Source organism: Pseudomonas sp., from assembly GCF_040514055.1.
Taxonomy (GTDB): Bacteria; Pseudomonadota; Gammaproteobacteria; order Pseudomonadales; family Pseudomonadaceae; genus Aquipseudomonas.
On record NZ_JBEVDL010000026.1, the window covers coordinates 16,116 to 37,556 of the forward strand.

Annotated in this window: 18 protein-coding genes; 4 read left to right on the forward strand and 14 right to left on the reverse strand. The window is 65.1% G+C overall.

Annotated features, from left to right (window positions below):
* Positions 1–33: 33 nt before the first annotated feature.
* The 8 genes from moaA to ABWY06_RS06365 form a co-directional block, all read right to left on the reverse strand.
* A complete protein-coding gene (moaA, locus tag ABWY06_RS06330; RefSeq protein ID WP_353924712.1) occupies positions 34–1,026 on the reverse strand; it encodes a GTP 3',8-cyclase MoaA in 993 nt (330 codons plus the stop codon).
* Positions 1,027–1,217: 191 nt separating this feature from the next.
* On the reverse strand, positions 1,218–2,174 hold the full coding sequence (locus ABWY06_RS06335; RefSeq protein ID WP_502948156.1) for a peptidylprolyl isomerase: 957 nt from the start codon (positions 2,172–2,174) through the stop codon (positions 1,218–1,220).
* A 182-nt stretch (positions 2,175–2,356) separates the two neighbouring features.
* Positions 2,357–3,037, reverse strand: a complete 681-nt coding sequence (narI, locus tag ABWY06_RS06340) for a respiratory nitrate reductase subunit gamma (protein ID WP_353924714.1) — start codon at positions 3,035–3,037, stop codon at positions 2,357–2,359.
* A complete protein-coding gene (gene narJ, locus ABWY06_RS06345) occupies positions 3,030–3,785 on the reverse strand; it encodes a nitrate reductase molybdenum cofactor assembly chaperone (protein WP_353924715.1) in 756 nt (251 codons plus the stop codon). Before narJ ends, narI begins: the two co-directional genes overlap by 8 nt.
* A 2-nt stretch (positions 3,786–3,787) precedes the next feature.
* Positions 3,788–5,326 carry a nitrate reductase subunit beta gene (gene narH, locus ABWY06_RS06350; RefSeq protein WP_353924716.1) on the reverse strand — a complete coding sequence of 513 codons (1,539 nt, stop codon included), beginning with the start codon at positions 5,324–5,326 and terminating at the stop codon, positions 3,788–3,790.
* Between the two features lie 93 nt (positions 5,327–5,419).
* The gene (locus ABWY06_RS06355) at positions 5,420–9,190 is read right to left on the reverse strand and encodes a nitrate reductase subunit alpha (RefSeq protein ID WP_353924717.1); all 3,771 of its coding nucleotides are present in this window, start codon (positions 9,188–9,190) and stop codon (positions 5,420–5,422) included.
* 131 nt (positions 9,191–9,321) lie between these two features.
* Complete coding sequence (locus ABWY06_RS06360) at positions 9,322–10,719, reverse strand: NarK family nitrate/nitrite MFS transporter (protein ID WP_353924718.1); 1,398 nt, start codon at positions 10,717–10,719, stop codon at positions 9,322–9,324.
* A gap of 2 nt (positions 10,720–10,721) precedes the next feature.
* Positions 10,722–12,002 (reverse strand): MFS transporter, encoded by a 1,281-nt coding sequence (locus ABWY06_RS06365; RefSeq protein ID WP_353924719.1) that lies wholly within the window; start codon positions 12,000–12,002, stop codon positions 10,722–10,724.
* Positions 12,003–12,342: 340 nt separating this feature from the next.
* Here ABWY06_RS06365 and ABWY06_RS06370 point away from each other — a divergent pair, with 340 nt between their 5' ends.
* Positions 12,343–14,145, forward strand: coding sequence for a histidine kinase (locus ABWY06_RS06370; RefSeq protein ID WP_353924720.1), 1,803 nt, complete (start codon positions 12,343–12,345; stop codon positions 14,143–14,145).
* Positions 14,142–14,780 carry a two-component system response regulator NarL gene (narL, locus tag ABWY06_RS06375; protein WP_353924721.1) on the forward strand — a complete coding sequence of 213 codons (639 nt, stop codon included), beginning with the start codon at positions 14,142–14,144 and terminating at the stop codon, positions 14,778–14,780. Before ABWY06_RS06370 ends, narL begins: the two co-directional genes overlap by 4 nt.
* 140 nt (positions 14,781–14,920) lie before the next feature.
* On the opposite strand, the gene can is transcribed toward narL, so the two are convergent.
* A complete protein-coding gene (gene can / locus ABWY06_RS06380; RefSeq protein ID WP_353924877.1) occupies positions 14,921–15,547 on the reverse strand; it encodes a carbonate dehydratase in 627 nt (208 codons plus the stop codon).
* Positions 15,548–15,743: 196 nt separating this feature from the next.
* Between can and ABWY06_RS06385 the strand changes: the two genes are divergently transcribed.
* Together ABWY06_RS06385 and ABWY06_RS06390 are read left to right on the forward strand one after the other, a co-directional pair.
* Positions 15,744–16,421, forward strand: coding sequence for a Crp/Fnr family transcriptional regulator (locus ABWY06_RS06385; protein WP_353924722.1), 678 nt, complete (start codon positions 15,744–15,746; stop codon positions 16,419–16,421).
* Between the two features lie 34 nt (positions 16,422–16,455).
* The gene (locus tag ABWY06_RS06390; protein WP_353924723.1) at positions 16,456–16,842 is read left to right on the forward strand and encodes a putative zinc-binding protein; all 387 of its coding nucleotides are present in this window, start codon (positions 16,456–16,458) and stop codon (positions 16,840–16,842) included.
* 293 nt (positions 16,843–17,135) lie between these two features.
* On the opposite strand, the gene ubiT is transcribed toward ABWY06_RS06390, so the two are convergent.
* The 5 genes from ubiT to moaB all read right to left on the reverse strand — a co-directional run bounded on the left by ubiT (position 17,136) and on the right by moaB (position 21,395).
* Entirely contained in the window at positions 17,136–17,612 is a 477-nt protein-coding gene (gene ubiT, locus ABWY06_RS06395; RefSeq protein WP_353924724.1) for a ubiquinone anaerobic biosynthesis accessory factor UbiT, read from the reverse strand.
* Positions 17,606–18,496 carry a U32 family peptidase gene (locus ABWY06_RS06400; RefSeq protein WP_353924725.1) on the reverse strand — a complete coding sequence of 297 codons (891 nt, stop codon included), beginning with the start codon at positions 18,494–18,496 and terminating at the stop codon, positions 17,606–17,608. The genes ubiT and ABWY06_RS06400 overlap by 7 nt, the downstream gene beginning before the upstream one ends.
* 10 nt (positions 18,497–18,506) lie before the next feature.
* Entirely contained in the window at positions 18,507–19,502 is a 996-nt protein-coding gene (gene ubiU / locus ABWY06_RS06405; protein WP_353924726.1) for a ubiquinone anaerobic biosynthesis protein UbiU, read from the reverse strand.
* A 106-nt stretch (positions 19,503–19,608) separates the two neighbouring features.
* A complete protein-coding gene (locus ABWY06_RS06410; RefSeq protein WP_353924727.1) occupies positions 19,609–20,844 on the reverse strand; it encodes a molybdopterin molybdotransferase MoeA in 1,236 nt (411 codons plus the stop codon).
* The gene (gene moaB / locus ABWY06_RS06415) at positions 20,841–21,395 is read right to left on the reverse strand and encodes a molybdenum cofactor biosynthesis protein B (protein ID WP_353924728.1); all 555 of its coding nucleotides are present in this window, start codon (positions 21,393–21,395) and stop codon (positions 20,841–20,843) included. The genes ABWY06_RS06410 and moaB overlap by 4 nt, the downstream gene beginning before the upstream one ends.
* Positions 21,396–21,441 lie beyond the last annotated feature (46 nt).

Below are 21,441 nucleotides of genomic sequence, written 5' to 3' on the forward strand. Positions count from 1 at the left end.
CCGCCCTAAGGCGGCCAAAAGGGAGTTAACGGGTTAACCGCCACTGACATTCATAAACCGCAGCACCTTGACCTCGCCGTCGGCGGAGAACTCGTGGCGCCAGGGTTTGCGTTGCAGGGAGCGGCCGATGGCTTCGAGCACCGGGCCGTCGTCCAGGGGGTGGCGGCGCAGCAGGCCGCGCAGGTCGATGCTGTTTTCATGGCCCAGGCAGAGCAGCAGGCGGCCCTCGGCGGTCAGTCGTACGCGGTTGCAGGTGGCGCAGAAATTATGGGAATTGGGCGAGATAAAGCCGATGCGCGTCTGCGGATGCTCCTGCAGACGCATATAACGCGCCGGCCCGCCGCTCTCTTCGGTGCTGTCGAGCAGCCGGTGCTGGCGGGTGATCACCTGGCGCACCTCTTCGCTGGCGCAGAAGGATTCGCCGCGGTGGCGACCCACCTCGCCCAGGGGCATCTCCTCGATAAAGCTGATATCCAGGTGATGGTCGATGGCGTACTGCACCAGGGCCGGCACTTCATCGAAGTTACGCCCCTTCATCACCACCGTATTGAGCTTGATCCGCTGGAAGCCCGCGCTTCGCGCCGCCTCGATGCCATCCAGCACCTGGCGCAGGCTGCCGGTGCGGGTGATGCCGCGAAACCGCGCCGGGTTAAGGCTGTCCAGGCTGATATTCAGGCGCTTGAGCCCGGCGTCGGCCAGCGGGCGTGCCAGCTTGACCAGCTGCGAGCCGTTGGTGGTCATTACCAGCTCATGCAGCCCGGGCAAACCGGCGATGCGTTCGCAGAGCCCGACGATGCCTTGGCGTATCAGCGGCTCGCCGCCGGTCAGGCGGATCTTTTTCACCCCCTGCGCGACGAACAACGCGGCCACCCGGTACAACTCCTCCAGCCCCAGCACCTGCTGGCGCGGCAGAAAGGTCATGTCCTCGGCCATGCAATACACGCAGCGAAAATCGCAACGGTCGGTCACCGACATGCGCAGGTAATCGATCTGCCGGCCAAAGCCATCCCGCAGTGCAGTGCTCATCACGTACTCCTGGCCTGAATAAAATCATGTCCCGGATTGCAGCCGGGCTACCGCTAACGCCCGCTCTCAGAAAAAGTCTTCTGCATCCGGACGCCCGTCCGCGTGGGTTACGCCGCGCAGCGGCTGCGCGTGGTTTTTCAGGCCGGCTGCTGCGCGACTCACCCAGCCTACGAAAACGCTTGCGGCTGTTCCTATTGCAGCAATGGCGAATCGGCGCCCTGCAGCTGGATGCCGACGATTTCCGCGGCGCCAATCAGGGTTTGCAGATACTGAGCCACGGCTTTCTGCCAGACGCCCTGCTGCAGCTGCTGACGGATCGACCCGGCCACCACATCGTAAGGCAAGGCCTGGCCTTCCAGGCGCTGGTCGACGCTCACCACATGCCAGCCGTAGCGGCTTTCGAGGGGCTGGCCGGCCAGCCCGGCCGGCAGCTTGAACAATTGCCGTTCGAACTCGGGCACGGTCTGGCCCTTGCTGATCTGCCCCAACGTGCCGCCTTGGTTCTTCGAGGAACAGGCGGAATGCGCCGCCGCCAGCTCGGCGAAACAGCCGCCGTCCTGCTGCAATAACCCCAGCAACTGCTCGGCCTTCTCGCGGGCCAGGCTACGGGCCTCGCCGTCCTCGGGTGCGCATTCCAGCAGGATGTGTCGCGCCGCCAGCAGCGGCGCGGTGAAAAAACGCGGCCGGTTGCTTTCGTAATAGCGCCGGCAACTGTCCTCGTCGCAGTCCGGCAGCGCCACTTCCTGCTCGATCAGCAGGCGCGTGGCCGCCTCCTCCTCGCTCTCGCCCGGTCCGGTCTGCACCGCAAGGCCCAGCCCGAGGATCCGTTGCTGCAACAGGCTGCGAATCACCAGCGCCCGCGCCGCGAGAAACACCGCCTCCTCGCGGCTCTCGGCCGGGTGATACTGCAACTCCTGGGCGATCGCCTCCGGCGCGATCGGCAGGCCGTTGACGCTGATGCGCGGCCATTCCTGCTCGCTGCTGGCGATCAGCGTCGCGTCGTCCCCCGGTTGCTGGACGCCCCGCGCGTCGGGCTGCTCCGCCAAAGGCGCGGGCGTCACCTGCTGCACCACAGCGGTATCGACCGCGGCTTTTTGCCCGCCACAGCCGCCCTGCCCTGCATTACCACCACCGCATCCACATCCCATAACCACCTCTACAATTCGTTGATTGGGCCAACCGCCTGGTCGGCTGGAGCCTCGGTAGGCTGTGCTCGCGAGTAGGGTGTACTCGCGAAGCAGTACACCGCTTAGCGCCTACCGCCTACCGGGCAAGCGGCGGACTGTTCGCTTCGCTCTTGAGTCCGCCCTACGCCAGTTGATAGCTTGTGTCAGCCCTTCTGCCGGACGATCTGGTAGCGCCGGCCCAGGTACCAGACCGGGGCGCTGACGATGTGCACCAGGCGGGTAAAGGGGAACAGCACGAACAGGGTCAGGCCCAGGACCACGTGCAGCTTGTAGACCAGGCCGACCGGCGCGATGGCCGCTGCGGCCGCCACCGGCTGCAGGGTCACGGTGTACTGCGCCCAGTTGGCCAGCATCACCATCACCGAACCGTCCATATGGGCGGTCGAGGCGAAGATGGTCAGCAGGCCGAGCAGCAGCTGTGCCAGCAGCACCAGCAGGATCAGGATGTCCGAGGGGCTGGAACTGGCCCGCACCCGAGGGTTGCCCAGGCGCCGGTAGAGCAGCATCAACAGGCCGATCAGGCACAGGGTGCCGAAGAAACCACCGGAGACCATGGCCAGCAGTTGTTTGTGCTCGGTGCTGATCACATGGTGGTAGAGCGACTCGGGCATCAGCAGGCCGACGAAATGGCCGGCCAGGACGAACAACACCCCGACATGGAACAGGTTGCTGGCCACGCGCATGCCCTTGTTGCTGAGCATCTGGCTGGAGCCGGCCTTCCAGCTGTACTGGGCCAGGTCGAAACGCGCCCAGCTGCCCAGCAGGCAGATGGCCAGGGCGACATAGGGGTACACCCCGAACAACAGCAGATCGAGCTTAGACATGACGTGCCTCCTGGACCGCCTCGACGGCCGCCCCTTCCTGTTTGAAATCCACCCAGTGCAGCGGGATGGCCGACTCTTCACGGGCCTTGCCAGGCCCGCTGGCCATGCTCGGGCAACGGTCCTGCTGTTCAGCCTTGAGAAAATCCACGGCCTCCTCTTCCCAGAGTTTGTCCAGGGCTTCCAGGGAGTCGTCGCGTACCTCCGCCGCGACCTGGGCGCGTACCGCTTCCACCGCGCGCTGCGGTTCGGCGCCGGCAATCTGCAGCAAGGCGCGGAAACAGCCGGCATAGGCGCTCTCGCGCTCCTCCAGGCGGCTGGCCAGCAGCGCCAGCAAATGCGCCACATCGGCCAGGCCCTCGCGGGCCTCCATGGCGTCGCGGGTGGAGAGAAACTCCAGGTACAGCGGGATATAGTCCGGCAACTCCTTGATGCCGATGGCGAACCCGGCCTCCTCGTACTGCGCCAGCATGTCGACCATGGCCTGGCCACGGTCGCGGGATTCCCCGTGCACGTGCTCGAACAGCAGCAGGGACAACGAGCGGCCGCGGCCGAACAGCGCGCCGTAGTGTTCCTGGCCATCCATCAGGTCCTGGTCGCAGATCAACACAAGCAGCGCGTGCAGCGCGCCGCGTTGCGCCGGACTGATCTCCCGGGCGCTGGCGATGGCCTGGTCGAGCTCATCGCGGGCCGCCACCAGTTGCTCGGTGGGGTAATCCAGCAGCACGGATATCGCCTTGAGAATAAGCATCTTCAATCCTCCCAGAGCTGCACGGTTTTCAGGATGTCGCGACGATTGGCTTTCTTGCCGCCGAACATATTGGTGTCGGAGCTGCCGCTGCAGCCGCTACCAAAGCTGAACCCACAACCCGAGCGTTCGGCAAAGGCATCGCTCATGGCCTCCTCGCGATGGGCACTGGGGATCACGTAGCGGTCCTCGTAGTTGGCGATTGCCAGGTAGCGGTACATGTCCTCGACCTGGGCCACGCTCAGGCCGACATCGGCCAGTACCTGCAGGTCCTGCACGCCCTCGACCTGCTCGGCGCGTTTGTAGGCGCGCATCGCCAGCAGGCGCTTGAGGGCGCGCTTGACCGGCTTTTCGTCGCCGGCGGTGAGCAGGTTGGCCAGGTACCGCAGCGGGATGCGCAGGCTGTCGACATCCGGGATCACCCCGCTCATGCCGACGGTGCCGGCCTGGGCGGCATTCTGGATCGGCGACAGTGGCGGCACGTACCAGACCATCGGCAGGGTGCGGTATTCCGGGTGCAGCGGCAGCGCCAGCTTCCAGTCCACCGCCATCTTGTATACCGGGGATTTCTGCGCGGCGTCGATCACCGACTGCGGCACACCGTCGGCCAGGGCCTGCTGGATCACGGCCGGGTCATTGGGGTCGAGGAACAGGCTCAGTTGCTGCTCGTACAGGTCCTGTTCGTTCGGTGTGCTGGCCACTTCATGGATACGGTCGGCGTCATACAGCAGCACGCCCAGGTAGCGGATACGGCCCACGCAGGTTTCGGCGCACACCGTGGGCATGCCGGCTTCGATACGCGGGTAGCAGAAGATGCATTTTTCCGATTTGCCGCTCTTCCAGTTGAAATAGATCTTCTTGTACGGGCAGCCGCTGATGCACATGCGCCAGCCCCGGCATTTCTCCTGGTCGATCAGGACGATGCCGTCCTCTTCGCGCTTGTAGATCGCCCCGCTCGGACAGGCCGCCGCGCAGGTGGGGTTCAGGCAGTGCTCGCACAGGCGCGGCAGGTACATCATGAAGGTGTTCTCGTACTCCCCGTAGATGTCGGCCTGGATGTTGTCGAAGTTCTTGTCCTTGCGCCGCTTGGCAAACTCGGTACCGAGAATCTCCTCCCAGTTCGGGCCCCATTCGATCTTCTGCATGCGTTTGCCGGAGATGATCGAGCGCGGCCGCGCGGTGGGCTGGTGCTCGCCCAGGGGCGCGGTATGCAGGTGCTGATAGTCGAAGTCGAAGGGCTCGTAATAGTCGTCGATGGTCGGCAGGTCCGGGTTGGCGAAGATATTCGCCAGCACGCGGAACTTGCCGCCGATACGCGGGTTGATCGAGCCGTCCTTGTTGCGGATCCAGCCGCCGTTCCATTTGTCCTGGTTTTCCCACTCCTTGGGGTAGCCGATCCCGGGTTTGCTCTCGACGTTGTTGAACCAGGCGTATTCCATGCCTTCACGGCTGGTCCAGACGTTCTTGCAGGTGATCGAACAGGTGTGGCAGCCGATGCACTTGTCCAGATTGAGGACCATGCCCACTTGCGAACGAATTTTCATTTTGTCGGCCCCTCAAGCTGAACCTTGTGAGATGGCAGGGTGCGGGCACCCTGCGCTATTGCCATTGGTGAGCGAGTTTTCATGGCGTGTTCCTCAAAGGTCGCGTGGCAGGGGTTGTGGCAGCGCGTCGCCGTCGGAACCGTCGAGCCAGTCGACCTTGTCCATCTTGCGCACCACGACGAACTCGTCGCGGTTGCAGCCCACGGTGCCGTAGTAGTTGAAGCCATAGGCCTGCTGGGCGTAGCCACCGATCATATGGGTGGGCTTGAGCACCACCCGGGTCACCGAGTTGTGGTGGCCACCGCGGGTCTTGGTGGTTTCGCTGCCGGGCACGTTCACGATGCGTTCCTGGGCGTGGTACATCATCACCATGCCGTCTTTCACCCGCTGGCTGACCACCGCCCGGGCGGTCAGCGCGCCGTTGGCGTTGAAGCACTCGACCCAGTCGTTGTCCTCGATGCCGGCGCGCTTGGCGTCGGTCTCCGAGAGCCAGATGATCGGCCCGCCGCGGCTCAGGGTGAGCATGATCAGGTTGTCCGAATAGGTGCTGTGGATACCCCACTTCTGGTGTGGGGTGATCCAGTTCAGGACGATCTCGGTGTTGCCGTTGGGCCGCTTGCCCTTCACATAGTCGATGGTGCGGGTGTTGATCGGCGGCCGGTAACTCATCATCTGTTCGCCGAAGGCCTGCATCCAGGGGTGATCCTGGTAGAACTGCTGGCGACCGGTGATGGTGCGCCATGGGATGAACTCGTGGACGTTGGTGTAGCCGGCGTTGTAGCTGACATGCTCGTCTTCCAGGCCGGACCAGGTCGGGCTGGAGATGATCTTGCGCGGCTGCGCCTGGATGTCGCGAAAGCGAATGGCTTCGTGTTCCTTGGGCAGCGCCAGGTGGCTGTGGTCCAGGCCGGTGAATTCCGACAAGGCCGCCCAGGCCTTGACCGCCACGTGGCCGTTGGTTTCCGGCGCCAGGCTGAGGATCACCTCGCAGGCGTCGATGGCCGATTCGATCTGCGGCCGGCCCTGGCTGACGCCCTCGGCGCGCACGCGGTGGTTGAGCTCGCCAAGGAATTTCACTTCCTCGTCGGTGTTCCAGTTGATGCCCTTGCCGCCGTTGCCGTTCTTCTCCAGCAACGGGCCGAGGGAGCTGAACTTCTTGTAGACGTTGGGGTAGTCGCGCTCGATCACCGTCATGTTCGGGCAGTTCTTGCCCGGCACCGGAACCACGCCGGCGGTCTTCCAATCGGTGCCACCGAAGGGTTGGGCCAGCTCGCCCGGGCTGTCATGCAGCAGCGGCGTGGTGACCAGGTCCTGCTCGACGCCCAGGTGGCCGACCGCCATCTCCGAGAAACGCTTGGCGATGCCCTTGTAGATTTCCCAGTCGGACCGGGACTCCCAGGCCGGATCGATGGCCGCCGACAGCGGGTGGATAAAGGGGTGCATGTCGGACGTGTTCATGTCGTCCTTCTCGTACCAGGTCGCGGTCGGCAAAACGATGTCCGAGTAGACGCAGGTGCTGGACATACGGAAGTCCAGGGTGGTGACCAGGTCGAGCTTGCCGATGGCGCCCTCGTCCACCCACTCGACATCGTTCGGCTTGAAGCCGCCGCGTTTGCCGAGGTCTTCGTTCATCACGCCGTTCTTGGTGCCCAGCAGGTACTTGAGCATGTACTCATGACCTTTGCCCGAAGAACCGAGCAAATTGGAGCGCCAGATAAACATGTTGCGCGGGAAGTTTTCCGGGCTGTCCGGCTGTTCGCAGGCGAAGCGCAGGCTGCCGTTCTGCAGCGACTGGGTCACATAGTCCACCGGCGACAGGCCGGCCGCCGCGGCGTCACGGGTGATCTGCAGCGGGTTGCGGTTCAGTTGCGGCGCGCTGGGCAGCCAGCCGGCGCGTTCGGCGCGGATGTTGTAGTCCAGGGCGTGCTCGGGAAACTGCGACTTGTCGGCCAGGGGCGAGAGCACTTCGTGCATGCTCATCTTCTCGTGGCGCCACTGGGAGCTGTGGTTGTAGAAGAAGCTGGTGCCGTTCATCTGCCGCGGCGCGCGGCTCCAGTCCAGGCCGAACGCCAGGGGCAGCCAGCCGCACTGGGGACGGAGTTTTTCCTGGCCCACGTAGTGCGCCCAGCCGCCCCCGGTCTGACCGACGCAACCGCACATCATCAGCATGTTGATCAGGCCGCGGTAGTTCATGTCCATGTGGTACCAGTGGTTCATCGCCGCACCGACGATGATCATGGAGCGGCCCTTGGTCTTGTCGGCGTTGTCGGCGAACTCGCGGGCGATCTGGATCGCCTTCTCACGGCTGACGCCGGTGATCAGTTCCTGCCAGGCCGGGGTGCCGGGGACGCTGGCGTCGTTGTAGTCCTTGGCGACGTTGCCGCCGCCCAGGCCACGGTCGATGGCCAGGTTGGCCGCCGACAGGTCGAACACCGTGGCGACCTTGGCCTGGCTGCCGTCGGCCAGGGTGATGCTGCGCACCGGCACCCGGCGCAGTTGCACCGCTTCGCCGGCCACGTGCTGGAAGTGCTCGTGGGTCTGGCCGCCGAAGTAGGGGAACGCCACCTCGGCCACTTCTTCGCCGATCAGGCTCAGTTGCAGCTTGACCTCACGGCCCTCGCCACCCTCGCGGGCTTCGATGTTCCACTTGCCCTTCTCGCCCCAGCGGTAGCCGATCGAACCCAGCGGCGAGACCAACTGGTCGGTCTCGCTGTCCAGGGCGATGGTTTTCCACTCGGGATTGTTGTCCTGGCCGAGATGGCCGGCCAGGTCCGCGGCGCGCAGGAAGCGGTCCGGCTGGTAGCCGTTGAGCGCGGGCGTGGCGCCGACATGCTCCTTGAGCAGCACCAGCACCGGGAAGTCGGTGTAACGACGCACATAGTCGGTGAAATAGGCGCTCGGCTTGTCCAGGTGAAATTCTTTGAAGATCACATGGTTGAAGGCCTGGGCCAGGGCGGCGTCGGTGCCTTGTTTGGGGTTGAGCCAGAGGTCGGTGAGCTTGGCCACCTCGGAGTAATCCGGGGTGATGGCCACGGTCTTGGTGCCCTTGTAACGCACCTCGGTGAAAAAGTGCGCGTCCGGGGTGCGCGTCTGCGGCACGTTCGAACCCCAGGCGATGATGTAGTTGGAGTTGTACCAGTCGGCCGATTCCGGCACGTCGGTCTGCTCGCCCCACACCTGGGGCGAGGACGGTGGCAGGTCGCAATACCAGTCGTAGAAGCTCAGGCACACCCCGCCGATCAGCGACAGGTAACGGCTGCCCGCGGCATAACTGACCATCGACATGGCCGGGATCGGCGAGAAACCGACCACCCGGTCCGGGCCATGCTCTTTGACGGTGTAGACGTTGGCGGCGGCGATGATCTCGTTGACTTCCGCCCAGGTGGAACGGATAAAGCCGCCCATGCCGCGCTTGCTCTTGTAACTCTGGGCCTTGACCGGGTCGGAGACGATGCTGGCCCAGGCTTCCACCGGCGCCAGGCTCAGGCGCGCCTCACGCCAGAGTTTCAGCAGGGGCTTGCGCACCTTGGGGTATTTAAGGCGGTTGGCGCTGTAGATGTACCAGCTGTAGCTGGCGCCGCGTGGGCAGCCGCGCGGCTCGTGGTTGGGCAGGTCGTTGCGGGTGCGCGGGTAGTCGGTCTGCTGGGTTTCCCAGGTGATCAGGCCATTTTTCACATAGATTTTCCACGAGCAGGAACCGGTGCAGTTCACCCCGTGGGTGGAGCGCACGATCTTGTCGTACTGCCAGCGCGAGCGGTAGACGTTCTCCCAATCGCGGGATTCCTGGCGGGTTTCGCCATGGCCATCGGCGAACTCACCCTGTTTACGGGTGAAGAATCGCAGTTGATCGAGCAAGTGACTCATGGTGCTTTCCTCTCAGGCGTGCGGCGGGATCTGCGTCCCGCACAGGCAATGATTCGATGCGTACTGGCGGCGACTGCGATTTCCCCTTGTCCCGCCGGGACAAGGGCGCGCGTCGCGCCGGATAAGGGGCCTCAGCAGGGGATGGCGGCCCCCTTGCGCGAGTACCACCACCAGGTCACCGCGATGCAGCTGACGTAGTAGGCGACGAAGATGTACAGGGCCATGGCCGGCCCGCCGGTCAGGGCGATGGAGGTGCCAAAGGACTTGGGAATAAAGAAGGCGCCAAAGGCCCCGATCGCCGAACTGAAGCCGAGCACGGCCGCCGACTCCTTGCCGGCTTCGCGCAGCGCCTGCTCACGGGCAGGCGCGCCCTGGCCGGCGCTGGCACGCTCGTGAAAGGTGCGGAAGATCACCGGGATCATGCGAAAGGTGGAACCGTTGCCGATGCCGGTGGTGACGAACAGCAGCATAAACATCGCCAGGAAGCCGTAGAAGTTGCCGGCCTCCCCGGCCTCGGGCAGGAAATGCAGCACACCGAAGACCGCGACTATCATCGCCACGAAGTTCCACAGGGTGACGCGCGCACCGCCCAGCTTGTCGGCCACCCAGCCGCCCAGGGGCCGCGCCAAGGCGCCGACCAGGGGCCCGAGAAAGGCGAATTTCAGTGCCGTGACGGCCGGAAAGGCGGTCTTGATCAGCAATGGGAAGGCTGCGGCGAAGCCGATAAAGGAGCCGAAGGTCGCCAGGTACAGCCAGCACATCAACCAGTTGTGCTGGCGGGTGAAGATCACCGCCTGCTCGCTAAAGGACGCCTTGGCGCTGGACAGGTCGTTCATGCCGAACCAGGCCGCCAGGGTCACCAGCAGGATAAAGGGCACCCAGATAAACCCGGCATTCTGCAGCCACAACTGACCGCCGTCGGCCAGCGCCTGGGCATCTCCCCCCGCGGCGCCGAACAGCCCGGCACCGATCACCAGGGGCACGCAGAACTGCATCACCGAGACCCCGAGGTTACCCAGGCCCGCGTTCAGGCCCAGCGCCGTGCCCTGCTGCGCCTTGGGGTAGAAGAAGCTGATATTGGACATGCTCGAGGCGAAGTTGCCGCCGCCAAAGCCGCACAGCAAGGCGATGATCACGAAAATGCTGTAGGGGGTGCTCAGGTCCTGCACCGCGAAACCCATCCAGATCGAGGGCAGCAGCAGCGAGGCGGTGCTCAGGGCCGTCCAGCGCCGCCCACCGAAGATCGGCACCATAAAGGAGTAGAAGATCCGCAGCGTCGCGCCGGATAACCCCGGCAGGGCCGCCAGCCAGAACAACTGGTCGGTGCTGAAGGTGAAGCCAATGGCGTTCAGGCGCACGATCACCGTGCTCCAGACCATCCACACGGCGAAGGCCAGCAACAGGGCGGGAATCGACATCCACAGGTTGCGCATGGCGGTTTTCTTGCCGCTGGCGCCCCAGAAACTCGGATCTTCCGGGCGCCAGTCGTGGATGACCGGTCCCTTTTCGGGCTGGTGCAGGATGGACATGGTCAGACTCCTTTGGAAACGGGGATAAGGCCGGCGCGGGTTGCCACCGGCGGGGCCCCCATGACCGGGGTCTTGCGAATTTCGCTGAGGTACATCCAGATCAGGGAGACCCAGACCACGCCATACATGAGCATGAAGCAGGAACTGCGCACGCCCGTCAGGTCGACCAGGGCACCGAACAGGATCGGCAGGACAAAGCCGCCGAGGCCGCCGGCCAGGCCGACGATGCCGGAGACCGCCCCCATGTTCTGCGGGTAGTCATTGGCGATGTACTTGAAGACCGAGGCCTTGCCGAAGGCGAAGGCGATGCCCATGACAAACAGCAGCGCGGTAAAGGCGTAGGCATTGAGGCCAATGCTGAACTGCTTGGGTCCACTGACGGTTTGTATGCTCAGTTCGGTCTGCGGGTAGGACAGCAGGAACAGGCACACCCAGCTGACCCACAGCACCCACCAGGTCACGCTCTGGGCGCCCCAACGGTCCGACATCCAGCCGCCCACGGCACGCAGCACGCCGCCGGGCAGCGAGAAGCAGGCCGCCAGCAGCGCGGCGCTCTGCAGGTTGAAACCGTATTCCTGGACGTAGTACTTGGTCATCCACAGGGCCAGGGCCACGTAGCCGCCAAAGACGATCGAGTAGTACTGGCAGTAGCGCCAGATCGCCGGGTCCTTGAGGGTGCGCAACTGTTCGGCCAGGGAGACCGAACTCGTCACCCGGTGCGCCTTGTTCTCCGCGGTGCAGAACCAGAACAGCAGCGCGGTGATAAACATGATCGCCGAGAAGACCTTGGGCACCATCTGCCAACTGGCGGCGGCGATGATCGCCGGGGCGAAGAATTTGGTCAGGGCGGCGCCGGCGTTACCGGCACCGAAGATGCCCATGGCAAAGCCCTGGTTCTGCTTGTCGAACCACTTGGCGACATAGGCGATGCCCACCGAGAAGGAGCCACCGGCCAGTCCGACGAACAGGCCCAGCAGCAGAAAATGCCAGTAGGCAGTGGCCTGGCTGATCAGGTAAATCGGCAGGACACACACCAGCATCAGCAGGAAAAACACGATGCGCCCGCCGAACCTGTCGGTGAGCATCCCCAGTGGCAGGCGTACCAGCGAGCCGGTCAGCACCGGGGTGGCGGCCAGCAGGCCGAACTGGGTTTCGTTGAGCTGCAGCAGTTCCTTGATCGGCACGCCGAGCACGGCGAACATCATCCAGATCATGAAACAAACGGTGAATGCCAGGGTACTCATCCCCAGCACCAGTCCCCGTTGGACGCGCAGAGTAATCATGGTGCACTCCTCAGTCTCGCCAGCCCTATTTGCGCTTGCCATGGCGGCACACTAAAGAGCGGGGCCCGATGAAACTTGACCCAGATCAACACCCCAGCCGGGCCTGCAGCCCTATGCTGTGCCTCACTACCTCTTAGGGAGTAGTTTGTTTACGGATTAAATATCGTTATTTATCAGCGTCTTATAGGTTATTTATGGAGTTCGCCGTGTTCCGCTGTCAGTGCAAACTCTTTGGAGGTAGTCCGCCCTCCTCGCCTAGCTCACACCCACTTAACAGCCGGGGCGAGCTACACGCAGGTCGTTGCGCAGCGAAGACCTGCACGCATGGAGGCAACTGAACATGTTTCGCTGGCTGCGCAGCTCGCTGCCGGCGCGGGCGGGGGTGGCGGTGATCCTGATCGCCATCCTGGCCCTGGCCAGTTCGCTGAGCGCCGGGTTGATCGCCTGGTTCAGCGAGGACGACGCGGCGGCGATCAACAGCGCCGGTTCCCTGCGCATGTCCACCTATCATCTGTGCTGGAAACTGCAATCGGGCAGCGACCGCGACACGGTGCAGACCCTGGCGAACCGGCTGCAGGAGCGCCTGGGCAGCCGTGACCTGCAGGCCGTGCTGGAAAACGGCCCGACTACCCCCCTGCGCCTGGCATTCCTCGACCTGCAGCGGCGCTGGCTCGACACTTTGCGCCCGGCCCTGGACCGCGGCGACTACCCCGGTTTTCAGGCGGCGGCGGACGACTTCGTCGGGCAGCTCAATCACTTCGTCACCCTGCTGCAGCGCCAGAGCGAACGTAAGCAGAGCTGGCAGCAAGGTATCCAGGGTGTGGCGCTGTTCACCACCCTGATCATCCTGCTGGTGGGCATGTTCGAGCTGCAAAGCAGCGTCGTTGGCCCGTTGCAGGAGCTGGTCGAGGCCACGGAACGGTTCCGCGCCGGTGAGTTGTCGGTACGGGTCCACCACCGTTCGGAAGATGAGCTTGGCCGGTTCGCGCTGAACTTCAACGACATGGCCGAAGCCATCGAGACGTCCCACCGCACCCTGGAAAGCCAGGTGGCGCAGAAGACCCTGAAACTAATGCAGGCCAATGCGGCCCTGGAGTTGCTCTACCAAAGCAGCAGCAGCCTGGCCACCCGCCAGGCCAATGCCGAGCGCCTGGACGAACTGATTGGACATTTCCAGCAGCGCTTGCCGGGCCTGCGGCTGACCCTGTGCCTGCAGGGCGAGCGGCAGGCGCCCGCCCAGCAATTGCTGGCCCTGCACGGCAGCCAGGCGCGGGACATCTGCGCACCCAGCGACTGCGCCAGCTGCGAGCGGCATAACATTGCCCAGCAGGCAGTCTTTAACATCAGCAACCAGGGCCACGAACTGGGCGAACTCAAGGCGCATTTCGTCGACGCTCGGCCCGCCGAAGCCTGGGAGAGCCAGCTGATCCAGGCCCTGGCCAACCTGATCGGCACCACGCTGTCGCTCAAACGTCAGCGCGAGCAGGACCATCGCCTGCTGCTGCTGGACGAGCGCACCACCATTGCCCGGGAGCTGCACGACTCGCTGGCCCAGGCGCTGTCCTATATGAAGCTGCAGGTCAGCCGCCTGCAGACGCTGATTCGCCGGGGTGAATCGCCAGAAACCCTGGAAACGGTCAGCGGCGAACTGCGCGAAGGCTTGAACAATGCCTACCGCCAGCTGCGCGAGTTGCTGACCACCTTCCGCCTGCAGATCGAGGACGGCAGCCTGGTCAAGGAGCTGCAGGATACCGCCGAGGAATTTGCCCAGCGGGGCGACTTCGTGGTGCAGTTGCAGCTCGAGCCTTTGGTCTACCAGCTCTCGGCCAGCGAGCAGATTCATCTGCTGCAGATCGCCCGCGAAGCGCTGTCCAACTGCGCCCGCCATGCCCATCCAGGGACCGCATGGCTGCAGCTGCGTCAGGTGGGTGAACAGGTACAGCTGTCGATCGAGGACGATGGCTGCGGCTTCGCCGCGGGCTTCGATCCGCGCCAGCACCATGGCCTGACCATCATGCAGGAACGCGCGCGCAGCCTGCACGGCGCGCTGCGCGTCGAACCTCGCAGTCCCTGCGGCACCCGTGTCCACCTGCAGTTTCGCCCCGAGTTTCTCGGTCCCCTCGAAGAAGGAAAGCCGGCATGAACAGCCCCGCCCGACACCGTATCCTGTTGGTCGACGATCACCCGCTGATGCGCCGCGGCATGCGCCAGCTGCTCGACCTGGAAGAGGACATGGAAGTCGTCGGCGAAGCCAGTCACGGGGTGCAGGCCCTGGAGCAGGTCGCCGCGTTGCAGCCGGAATTGGTCCTGCTGGACAACAATATGCCGCAGATGAATGGTCTGGAGACCTTGCGCCGTCTGCGGGAGCTGCAGTTCAAGGGGAAAGTGTTGCTGTTCACCGTCTCCGATGCGCAGGATGACATCCGTGACGCCTTGCGCCTGGATGCCGACGGTTACCTGCTCAAGGATATGGAACCGGAGCTATTGATCCAGCTGATCCGCGACGCGCTGCACGGCACCCTGGTCATCAGCCCGGCCCTGACCCGGGTGCTGGCCCAGGCCTTGCGTGCCCCCGTGGGCAGCTCGCCGATCGACTTGACCGAGCGCGAACGGCAAGTCCTGAAAATGATCGCCGGCGGCAACGCCAACAAGGTTATCGGCCATAAGCTCGGCATCACCGAGGGTACGGTCAAGGTCCACGTCAAGAACCTGTTGCACAAGCTCGGCCTGCGCTCGCGGGTCGAGGCGGCGGTCTGGGCCATGGAACATATGCGCTAAGGGCTGATTTCTGGGGTTTATCCCCAACCCGAGCAAGCACATCCGCTTTTCGTAGGGCGGGTCAGCGGCACCTTGGTAGGGCGGGTGCAACCCGCATGCTTTGGCGGGAGAAGAGGCACACCACGAGCCCCAGAGCACCGTTACTCATAGAGAAAGCTGCCGTCCAGCTGCGCCGGGGCCTCGATGGTGGCACCCAGGTCCTTGACCAGGCCGTCCTGCAGGCCATAGATCCAGCCGTGCACCACCAACGGTTGGCCGCGTTTCCAGGCGTTCTGCACGATGGTGGTGTGGCAGACGTTGCGCACCTGGCGCTGCACGTTCAGCTCGCACAGCAGGTTGACCTGGGCCTCGGGGGCCAGCCCGCTGAAACGCTCCAGGTTCTGGTGGTAGAGCGCCTTGAGCGCGCGCAGCCAGTTATCGATCAGCCCCAGCTCCTCGTGACCCAAGGCGGCACGCACCCCGCCGCAGCCGTAGTGGCCGCAGACGATGATCTGCCTGACCCGCAGCACGTCCACCGCGTACTGCAACACCGAGAGAAAATTCATATCGGTGGCCACCACCATATTGGCCACATTGCGGTGCACGAACAGCTCGCCGGGCATCAGCCCGACCACCTCGTTGGCGGGCACCCGGCTGTCCGAGCAGCCGATCCAGAGAAACTCGGGACGCTGCTGACGGGCCAGGCGAGCGAAAAAATCCGGATCCCGCGCCCTGAGAGACTCGGACCAGAAGCGGTTATTGGCCAGTAATTGTTCAATTTCCATCAGGCCTCCCGAGAAGCGATGCAGCGGTGCCCCAGGATAGTCACGCCGCGATCGGCGCCGCGTTGTCACGGATCAATAAAACCGGCCCTGGTCAGCCTCCGAGGTCGGTTCGCGCCGTCTGCCTCCAAGGAGGTAGGCCGGCGGAGGAATGGGGGGCATACCGGGATGTCCCTATGATGGAGGCACACGAGGTGCTCCCATGTTGACCAATCCGTCCATCATCCAGCTGATGCAGCGCCACCACCTGTTTAGCCGCTTGCCGGAAAAGACCCTGCACGAGGTGTGCGCCCTGGCCAACCTGAAACGCCTCGCCTGCAACGAGCCGCTGATGCACCAGGGCGATAGCGCCGAGCGCTTTTTCCTGCTGATCAGTGGGCAGGTCAAGCTGCACCGGGTCACCAGCGAGGGTCAGGAAAAACTGGTGGAGGTCATCCAGCACGGCCAGTCCTTTGCCGAGGCCCTGTTGTTCACCGAAATGAAACGCTACCCGGTAAGCGCCACGGCCTTGAAGGACAGTGTGCTGGTCAGCATCGACGGCGCGCATTACCGCCACTTGCTCGAGGAACAACCGAAGATCTGCCTGGATATCCTGGCCGGAATGAGCATTCACCTGCACCGCCGGCTGCGCGAGATCGACCTGCTGACCCAGGCCAATGCCAGTCGCCGGGTGGTGGGCTACCTGTTTCAGGAGCGCGATCCGCGCAGCGACCTGATCCACCTGCAGGTGCCCAAGCGCCTGGTCGCCTCGAGGCTGGGCATCCAGCCGGAGACCTTCTCGCGCATCCTGCACCGCCTGGTCGATAGCGGTTTGATCAGCATGGAGCGGCGCAATATCCGCATCCTCGACGAAGTCCGCCTCGCCGATTATCACCAGTGAAAGCACCGCCCTGCCCATTCCCCGGAGGCCGTCCATGCCCACTCCTGCCCTGCCCCTGGTCTACGCCTGTTCGGGCTGCTCCAACGTCGCCCAACTGGCCAATACCCTCGCCGTACGCCTGGACCGCAGTGGCCTGGCGGAAATGTCCTGCATCACCGGCGTCGGCGGCCATGTCGCCGCCTTGGTGAACAAGGCCCGCTCCGGGCGACCGATCCTGGCCCTGGACGGCTGCCCACTGGCCTGCGTCAAAGGCTGCCTGGACCAGCACGGCATCCAGGCCGACCTGCACCTGGTGCTGAACCAGTACGGCGTGCGTAAACGCTACGGCGAGGACTGCAGCCAGGAGGACGCCGACAGCCTGTACGGCCAGCTGCAGCGGCTGATCCCAGCGCTCGACCGACCGCTCGGAGACAGCGCCTGAGCTTGGGAAACAAACACTGCTTCACCGTGATTCCCGAACCCTGGCGCGCGGAAGTCCCTGGATACCCGCCTGCGCGGGTATGACGGGGTATGGAGGTCGGTTTATTCCATTATCGATCCCGCGGAGCGCAGAGGCCGCTGGAGATTTGCCTGGGCGGTGAGGACGGCGACTTGGGTATCAACTGATTCCCCGTCGTCCCGCGAAGGCGGCAACCCAGGAGCGCCGACGTTGCGGATACCTGTTTGCGCCGATACAACTGCCAGGCTTAGGGCCTGCATTGCTGAAAATGAGCGCTAGCCCCCGGCGGCGGCCACGCCCTTGCCTGCCCGTTCCAGATTACGCCACAGCCAGGGAGGCAGCAGCTCCGGGTCGAGGCTGTCGAGCAGGTTCTTGATCCCCAGGCCCAGCTCGGTGTCGCCCTCTATCACCAGGCGTCGACGAAAGAACAGCGTATCGGGGTCCTCCTGGCGGCTGGCCAACAGCAGAAACTCACGCCAGTTGCCACGGATAGTCACCTGGGCCGGCGCGCTACGGGCAATGCACAGGCCCCGGGGACCCAGGCCGAGGTACCAGACCAGCCCCAGGTCGCGCACCTGCAGGCACAGCCAGCGGCCGCGCAACAGCTCGAACTCGCCGGCGGCCAGGGGCTCGGCCAGCCAGCGGTTCAGCCCATGTTGCAGGCTCAATCGCTGCACCACAAAGGGTACCCGTGCCACCAGCGGCAGCGCCTGGTCGGCCAGTATCAGTAACCAGGGGGCGGGCTTCAGCATAGGCTGGCCTGCTCGGCCCTGAGCATGCCCGGACGCCCATGCCAGTAGCCGTTGCAGCCTTCCACCAGCAGCGGCGGCAGCGCGCCCCGACGCACCCGGTCGAAGGAGTCGATCACCTCGTTCATATGCTTGGCGCGCGGGCTCAGGCGCAACAACTGGGCGCCACTGGCCTGCAAGTCGGGGTAGTCGGCCAGCAGGTTGCTGACCTCGGCGGACAGGGTCTGGATGCCGTTGAGGGTAAACAGGGCCTCGCCCGCCTGGCTGAGCAAGGCGATGCCCTCGGGGTAATCCAGACAGCAGTACTGACAGTCGTCTTTCGGCCGATTCTGCGCCCGCGCGGTGAAACAGCGCGCCGAATAGGCCAGCGGCAGATGGCCGTAGGCGAAGAGTTCGAGCTCGGGCGGCTCCAGCTGCAACTCCCGCAGCTGGGTCAGGGCACTGCGGATCAGGGCGCCGGAGCACTCCACCGGGGGCACCCAGCGGTACATGCCGCAGGCCAGCAGTTCGGCCAGGGCATGGCCGTTGTACAGGTTCAGCGAAGGACCGGCGACAAAGGGCACGCCGGCGTCGGCGAGGAACTGCACCGCCGCCATGTCGTTGGCTTCCACCCGCAATTCGCCGTTCTCGCACAGGCGCCGCAGACTGGACAATTCGGAGGCGGCCTCGACCAGGGCCAGGCCGGACACCACCAGCTCGGCCCGGCTGCATTCGCGCAGTTCACGGGCCAGGCCCAACCATTGATCGAGGGACAGGCTGCGACGCTTGGAACAGACCGTCTCCCCCAGGTAGATCATGTCCAAGGGCGCCGCGGCCATTTCGGCGTAAAAATCCAGCAGCTGTTTTTTGTCCCAGTAGAACAACACCGGGCCCAGACTGAGTTTCATGGCAGGCACCTCATTGCCAGGATCGATGATAGGCGCCCAGGGTGGTCTGGCTGCCTTCGGAGAGTTTGTCCAGCACCTGGCGCCATTGGGGCTGCACGCTGAACGTCGTGGGCGTGCCGCGATACGCATCCAGGGCGGTGCGCCAGACCCGGGTCACCTGCTCGACATAGGCCGGACTGCGCTGGCGCCCCTCGATTTTCACCGCCACCACACCGATGCTGGCCAGCTCCGGAATCAGGTCCAGGGTATTGAGGCTGGTGGGCTCTTCCAGGGCGTGGAAGCGCTGCCCCTCGACCAGAAACCGCCCCTTGCACAGGGTCGGGTAACCGGCGGCCTCACCGGGGGCGTAACGGTCGATCAGCACGCCATTGAGGTGAGCGCTAAGGCCTTCCGGCGCTTCCCGCCAGGCCACCGCCTTGGCCGGCGAACAGACTCCGCAGAGGTTCGGCGACTCGCCCGTCAGGTAGGACGACAGGTGACAGCGGCCCTCGGCCATGATGCACAGGCTGCCAAAGGCAAAGACCTCGATCGGCACCGGGCTCTTGGCCGCGACCTGGCGCACCTGGGCCAGGGACAGCACCCGGGGCAGAACCGCCCGGCGGATGCCGTAACGCTGGTGGTAGAAGGTCAGTGCCGCGGCATTGGTCGCCGAGCCCTGTACCGACAGGTGCAAGGGCAGCTGTGGATGGCGACGGCTGGCGTAGGCCAGCACCCCCGGATCGGCGGCGATCAAGGCATCGACGCCATACTCCGCCGCGCGGTCCACCGCCCGGCGCCAGCGCTCCCAGCCCTCGGAGGGGGCGTAGGTGTTGACCGCGACATAGAGCTGTCGTCGATGCTCGCGCACATGGGCCACTGCGCTGTCGAACTGTTTGTCGTCCAGGTTCAGCCCGGCGAAGTGCCGGGCGTTGGTGTCGTCGCGAAAGCCGACATAGATCGCATCGGCGCCTTCGCGCACGGCGGCCTTGAGTGCAGGCAAACTGCCTGCCGGGCAGACCAGCTGCATGATGGATACCTCCGGTTGTACAGCGCGGCACCCAGGGAGAGCGTCCCGGGGCCATGGCAAAAAAGTCTACTCAGGCGCAGCGGGGTCAGCTTGACCCCGGTCAAGCTCAGTCCAGCAAGGCTGAAAACGGCAGAAACAACAGCGGGTCGCCCTGGCGCAAGGTCTGCCCGCAGTCGATCACCGCCAGCCCCTGAGCCGCGCAGGCCGGCGCCAGCATGGCCGAGCCCTGTTGGGGGTGCAGCAGCACCGCGCTTTTGCCGTCGGCGCCGGTGCCCAACCGCGCGCGCAAGTACTGGCGGCGGGGGTTGGCCGCCAACCAGTCGAAACCGGCGCTGAGCAACACGGGCTGCGGCAGCACGTCGCAACGCCCCTGGGCCCGCAGCAGGAACGGACGCGCCACCACCAGCGCGGTCACCAGGGCCGCCGCCGGGTTACCCGGCAAGCCGATCCAGGGCACGCCCTCGACACTGCCGAATGCCAGGGGCTTGCCCGGCTGGATCGCCAGCCGCCACAGGTGCAGCTCGCCCAGTTCGCGCACGGCCTGTTTCAGGTGATCCTCTTCGCCGACCGACACCCCACCGGTGGTGATCAGCACATCGGCTTGTGCGGCCGCCAGGCTCAAGGCCTCGCGACTCGTTGTCAGGTCGTCGGCGAGGATGTCGTGGTCCTCGACTTCGCAGCCCAGGCGACGCAGCACCGCCCCGATGCTGTAACGGTTGGCGTTGTAGATCTGCCCCGGCAGCAGCGGCTCACCCGGGATGCGCAGTTCGTTACCGCTGCTCAGCAGGCCGACCCGCAGGCGCCGGTACACCGCCACGCTGGCGACGCCCAGGCTGGCCAGCAAGCCCAGGGCCTGGGGCTGCAGGCGCTGGCCGGCGGCGAGCAGGCAATCGCCCGCCTCGAACTCCTCGCCGCGGCGGCGCACGTGAGCGCCGCGCACCACCGGTCCCAGCCGGATCCGTCCGCCCTCCACCTGGACCTGCTCCTGGGCCACCACGCTGTCGGCGCCGGGCGGCAGCGGCGCGCCGGTGAAGATACGCACCGCCTGGCCACTGCCCAGACGCTCGCCCGCCCCGTCACCGGCGGCGATACGGCCACCCAGGCTGAGCCAGCCACCCGTGGCGGGCAGGTCCGCGGCACGCAATGCATAACCGTCCATGGCGCTGTTGTCCCAGGCCGGCATCGGCGCCGGTGCCTCGGCCGGTTCGGCCAGCACCCGGTCCAGGGCGTCGCTCAGCGGCAGCCATTCGACCTGGGGCGTGGCCGGAACCCGTGACAGCAGCTGGGCAATCGCCTCGTCGACCGGGCGCAGGCCCTGACCGTCACAACTACCACCGCTCATGAGCGTGTACCGCAGGCGGGCAGCGGCCGTGCTGGCAGCTGTTTGAGGTGCGGCACGAAATTGCAGGGGCGTGTGCGGCTGTCCAATTGTTCCATCAGGATCCGACGCCAGGCGGTGCGACAGGCCCCCGGGGAGCCCGGCAGGCAGCACACCAGGGTGCCGTTGCTGATACCGGCCAGGGCGCGGGACTGCACAGTCGAGGTACCGATTTCCTCCAGCGACACCTGGCGGAACAGCTCGCCGAAACCCTCCACCTGCTTGTCCAGCAAAGGCGCCACCGCCTGCGGGGTATTGTCCCGGTCGGTAAAACCGGTGCCGCCGGTGATCAGCACCGCCTGTACCAGCGGGTCGGCGACCCAGGCACAGAGGCGGGCGCGGATCGACCAGATGTCGTCGCGCACCAGGGCGCGTTCATACAAGGCATGCCCGGCCGCCTCCAGCGCCTCGATCAGAGTCTGGCCCGAGGTGTCGGTGGCCAGGCTGCGGGTGTCGCTGACAGTAAGCACGGCAATGCGCAGTGACTGGAATTCGGTGCTGGACAAGTGGCCCATGGGGCGAACCTCGGCAAAAGGAGTTGCGCGCAGCCTGCACCCCGCA

What these genes read in the sequence shown, in the direction of transcription:
- moaA (WP_353924712.1), bottom strand. Translation starts at nt 1,026, where the DNA reads ATGAGCACTGCACTGCGGGATGGCTTTGGCCGGCAGATCGATTACCTG.
- ABWY06_RS06335 (WP_502948156.1), bottom strand. Translation starts at nt 2,174, where the DNA reads ATGGGATGTGGATGCGGTGGTGGTAATGCAGGGCAGGGCGGCTGTGGC.
- narI (WP_353924714.1), bottom strand. Translation starts at nt 3,037, where the DNA reads ATGTCTAAGCTCGATCTGCTGTTGTTCGGGGTGTACCCCTATGTCGCC.
- narJ (WP_353924715.1), bottom strand. Translation starts at nt 3,785, where the DNA reads ATGCTTATTCTCAAGGCGATATCCGTGCTGCTGGATTACCCCACCGAG.
- narH (WP_353924716.1), bottom strand. Translation starts at nt 5,326, where the DNA reads ATGAAAATTCGTTCGCAAGTGGGCATGGTCCTCAATCTGGACAAGTGC.
- ABWY06_RS06355 (WP_353924717.1), bottom strand. Translation starts at nt 9,190, where the DNA reads ATGAGTCACTTGCTCGATCAACTGCGATTCTTCACCCGTAAACAGGGT.
- ABWY06_RS06360 (WP_353924718.1), bottom strand. Translation starts at nt 10,719, where the DNA reads ATGTCCATCCTGCACCAGCCCGAAAAGGGACCGGTCATCCACGACTGG.
- ABWY06_RS06365 (WP_353924719.1), bottom strand. Translation starts at nt 12,002, where the DNA reads ATGATTACTCTGCGCGTCCAACGGGGACTGGTGCTGGGGATGAGTACC.
- ABWY06_RS06370 (WP_353924720.1), top strand. Translation starts at nt 12,343, where the DNA reads ATGTTTCGCTGGCTGCGCAGCTCGCTGCCGGCGCGGGCGGGGGTGGCG.
- narL (WP_353924721.1), top strand. Translation starts at nt 14,142, where the DNA reads ATGAACAGCCCCGCCCGACACCGTATCCTGTTGGTCGACGATCACCCG.
- ABWY06_RS06385 (WP_353924722.1), top strand. Translation starts at nt 15,744, where the DNA reads ATGTTGACCAATCCGTCCATCATCCAGCTGATGCAGCGCCACCACCTG.
- ABWY06_RS06390 (WP_353924723.1), top strand. Translation starts at nt 16,456, where the DNA reads ATGCCCACTCCTGCCCTGCCCCTGGTCTACGCCTGTTCGGGCTGCTCC.
- ubiT (WP_353924724.1), bottom strand. Translation starts at nt 17,612, where the DNA reads ATGCTGAAGCCCGCCCCCTGGTTACTGATACTGGCCGACCAGGCGCTG.
- ABWY06_RS06400 (WP_353924725.1), bottom strand. Translation starts at nt 18,496, where the DNA reads ATGAAACTCAGTCTGGGCCCGGTGTTGTTCTACTGGGACAAAAAACAG.
- ubiU (WP_353924726.1), bottom strand. Translation starts at nt 19,502, where the DNA reads ATGCAGCTGGTCTGCCCGGCAGGCAGTTTGCCTGCACTCAAGGCCGCC.
- ABWY06_RS06410 (WP_353924727.1), bottom strand. Translation starts at nt 20,844, where the DNA reads ATGAGCGGTGGTAGTTGTGACGGTCAGGGCCTGCGCCCGGTCGACGAG.
- moaB (WP_353924728.1), bottom strand. Translation starts at nt 21,395, where the DNA reads ATGGGCCACTTGTCCAGCACCGAATTCCAGTCACTGCGCATTGCCGTG.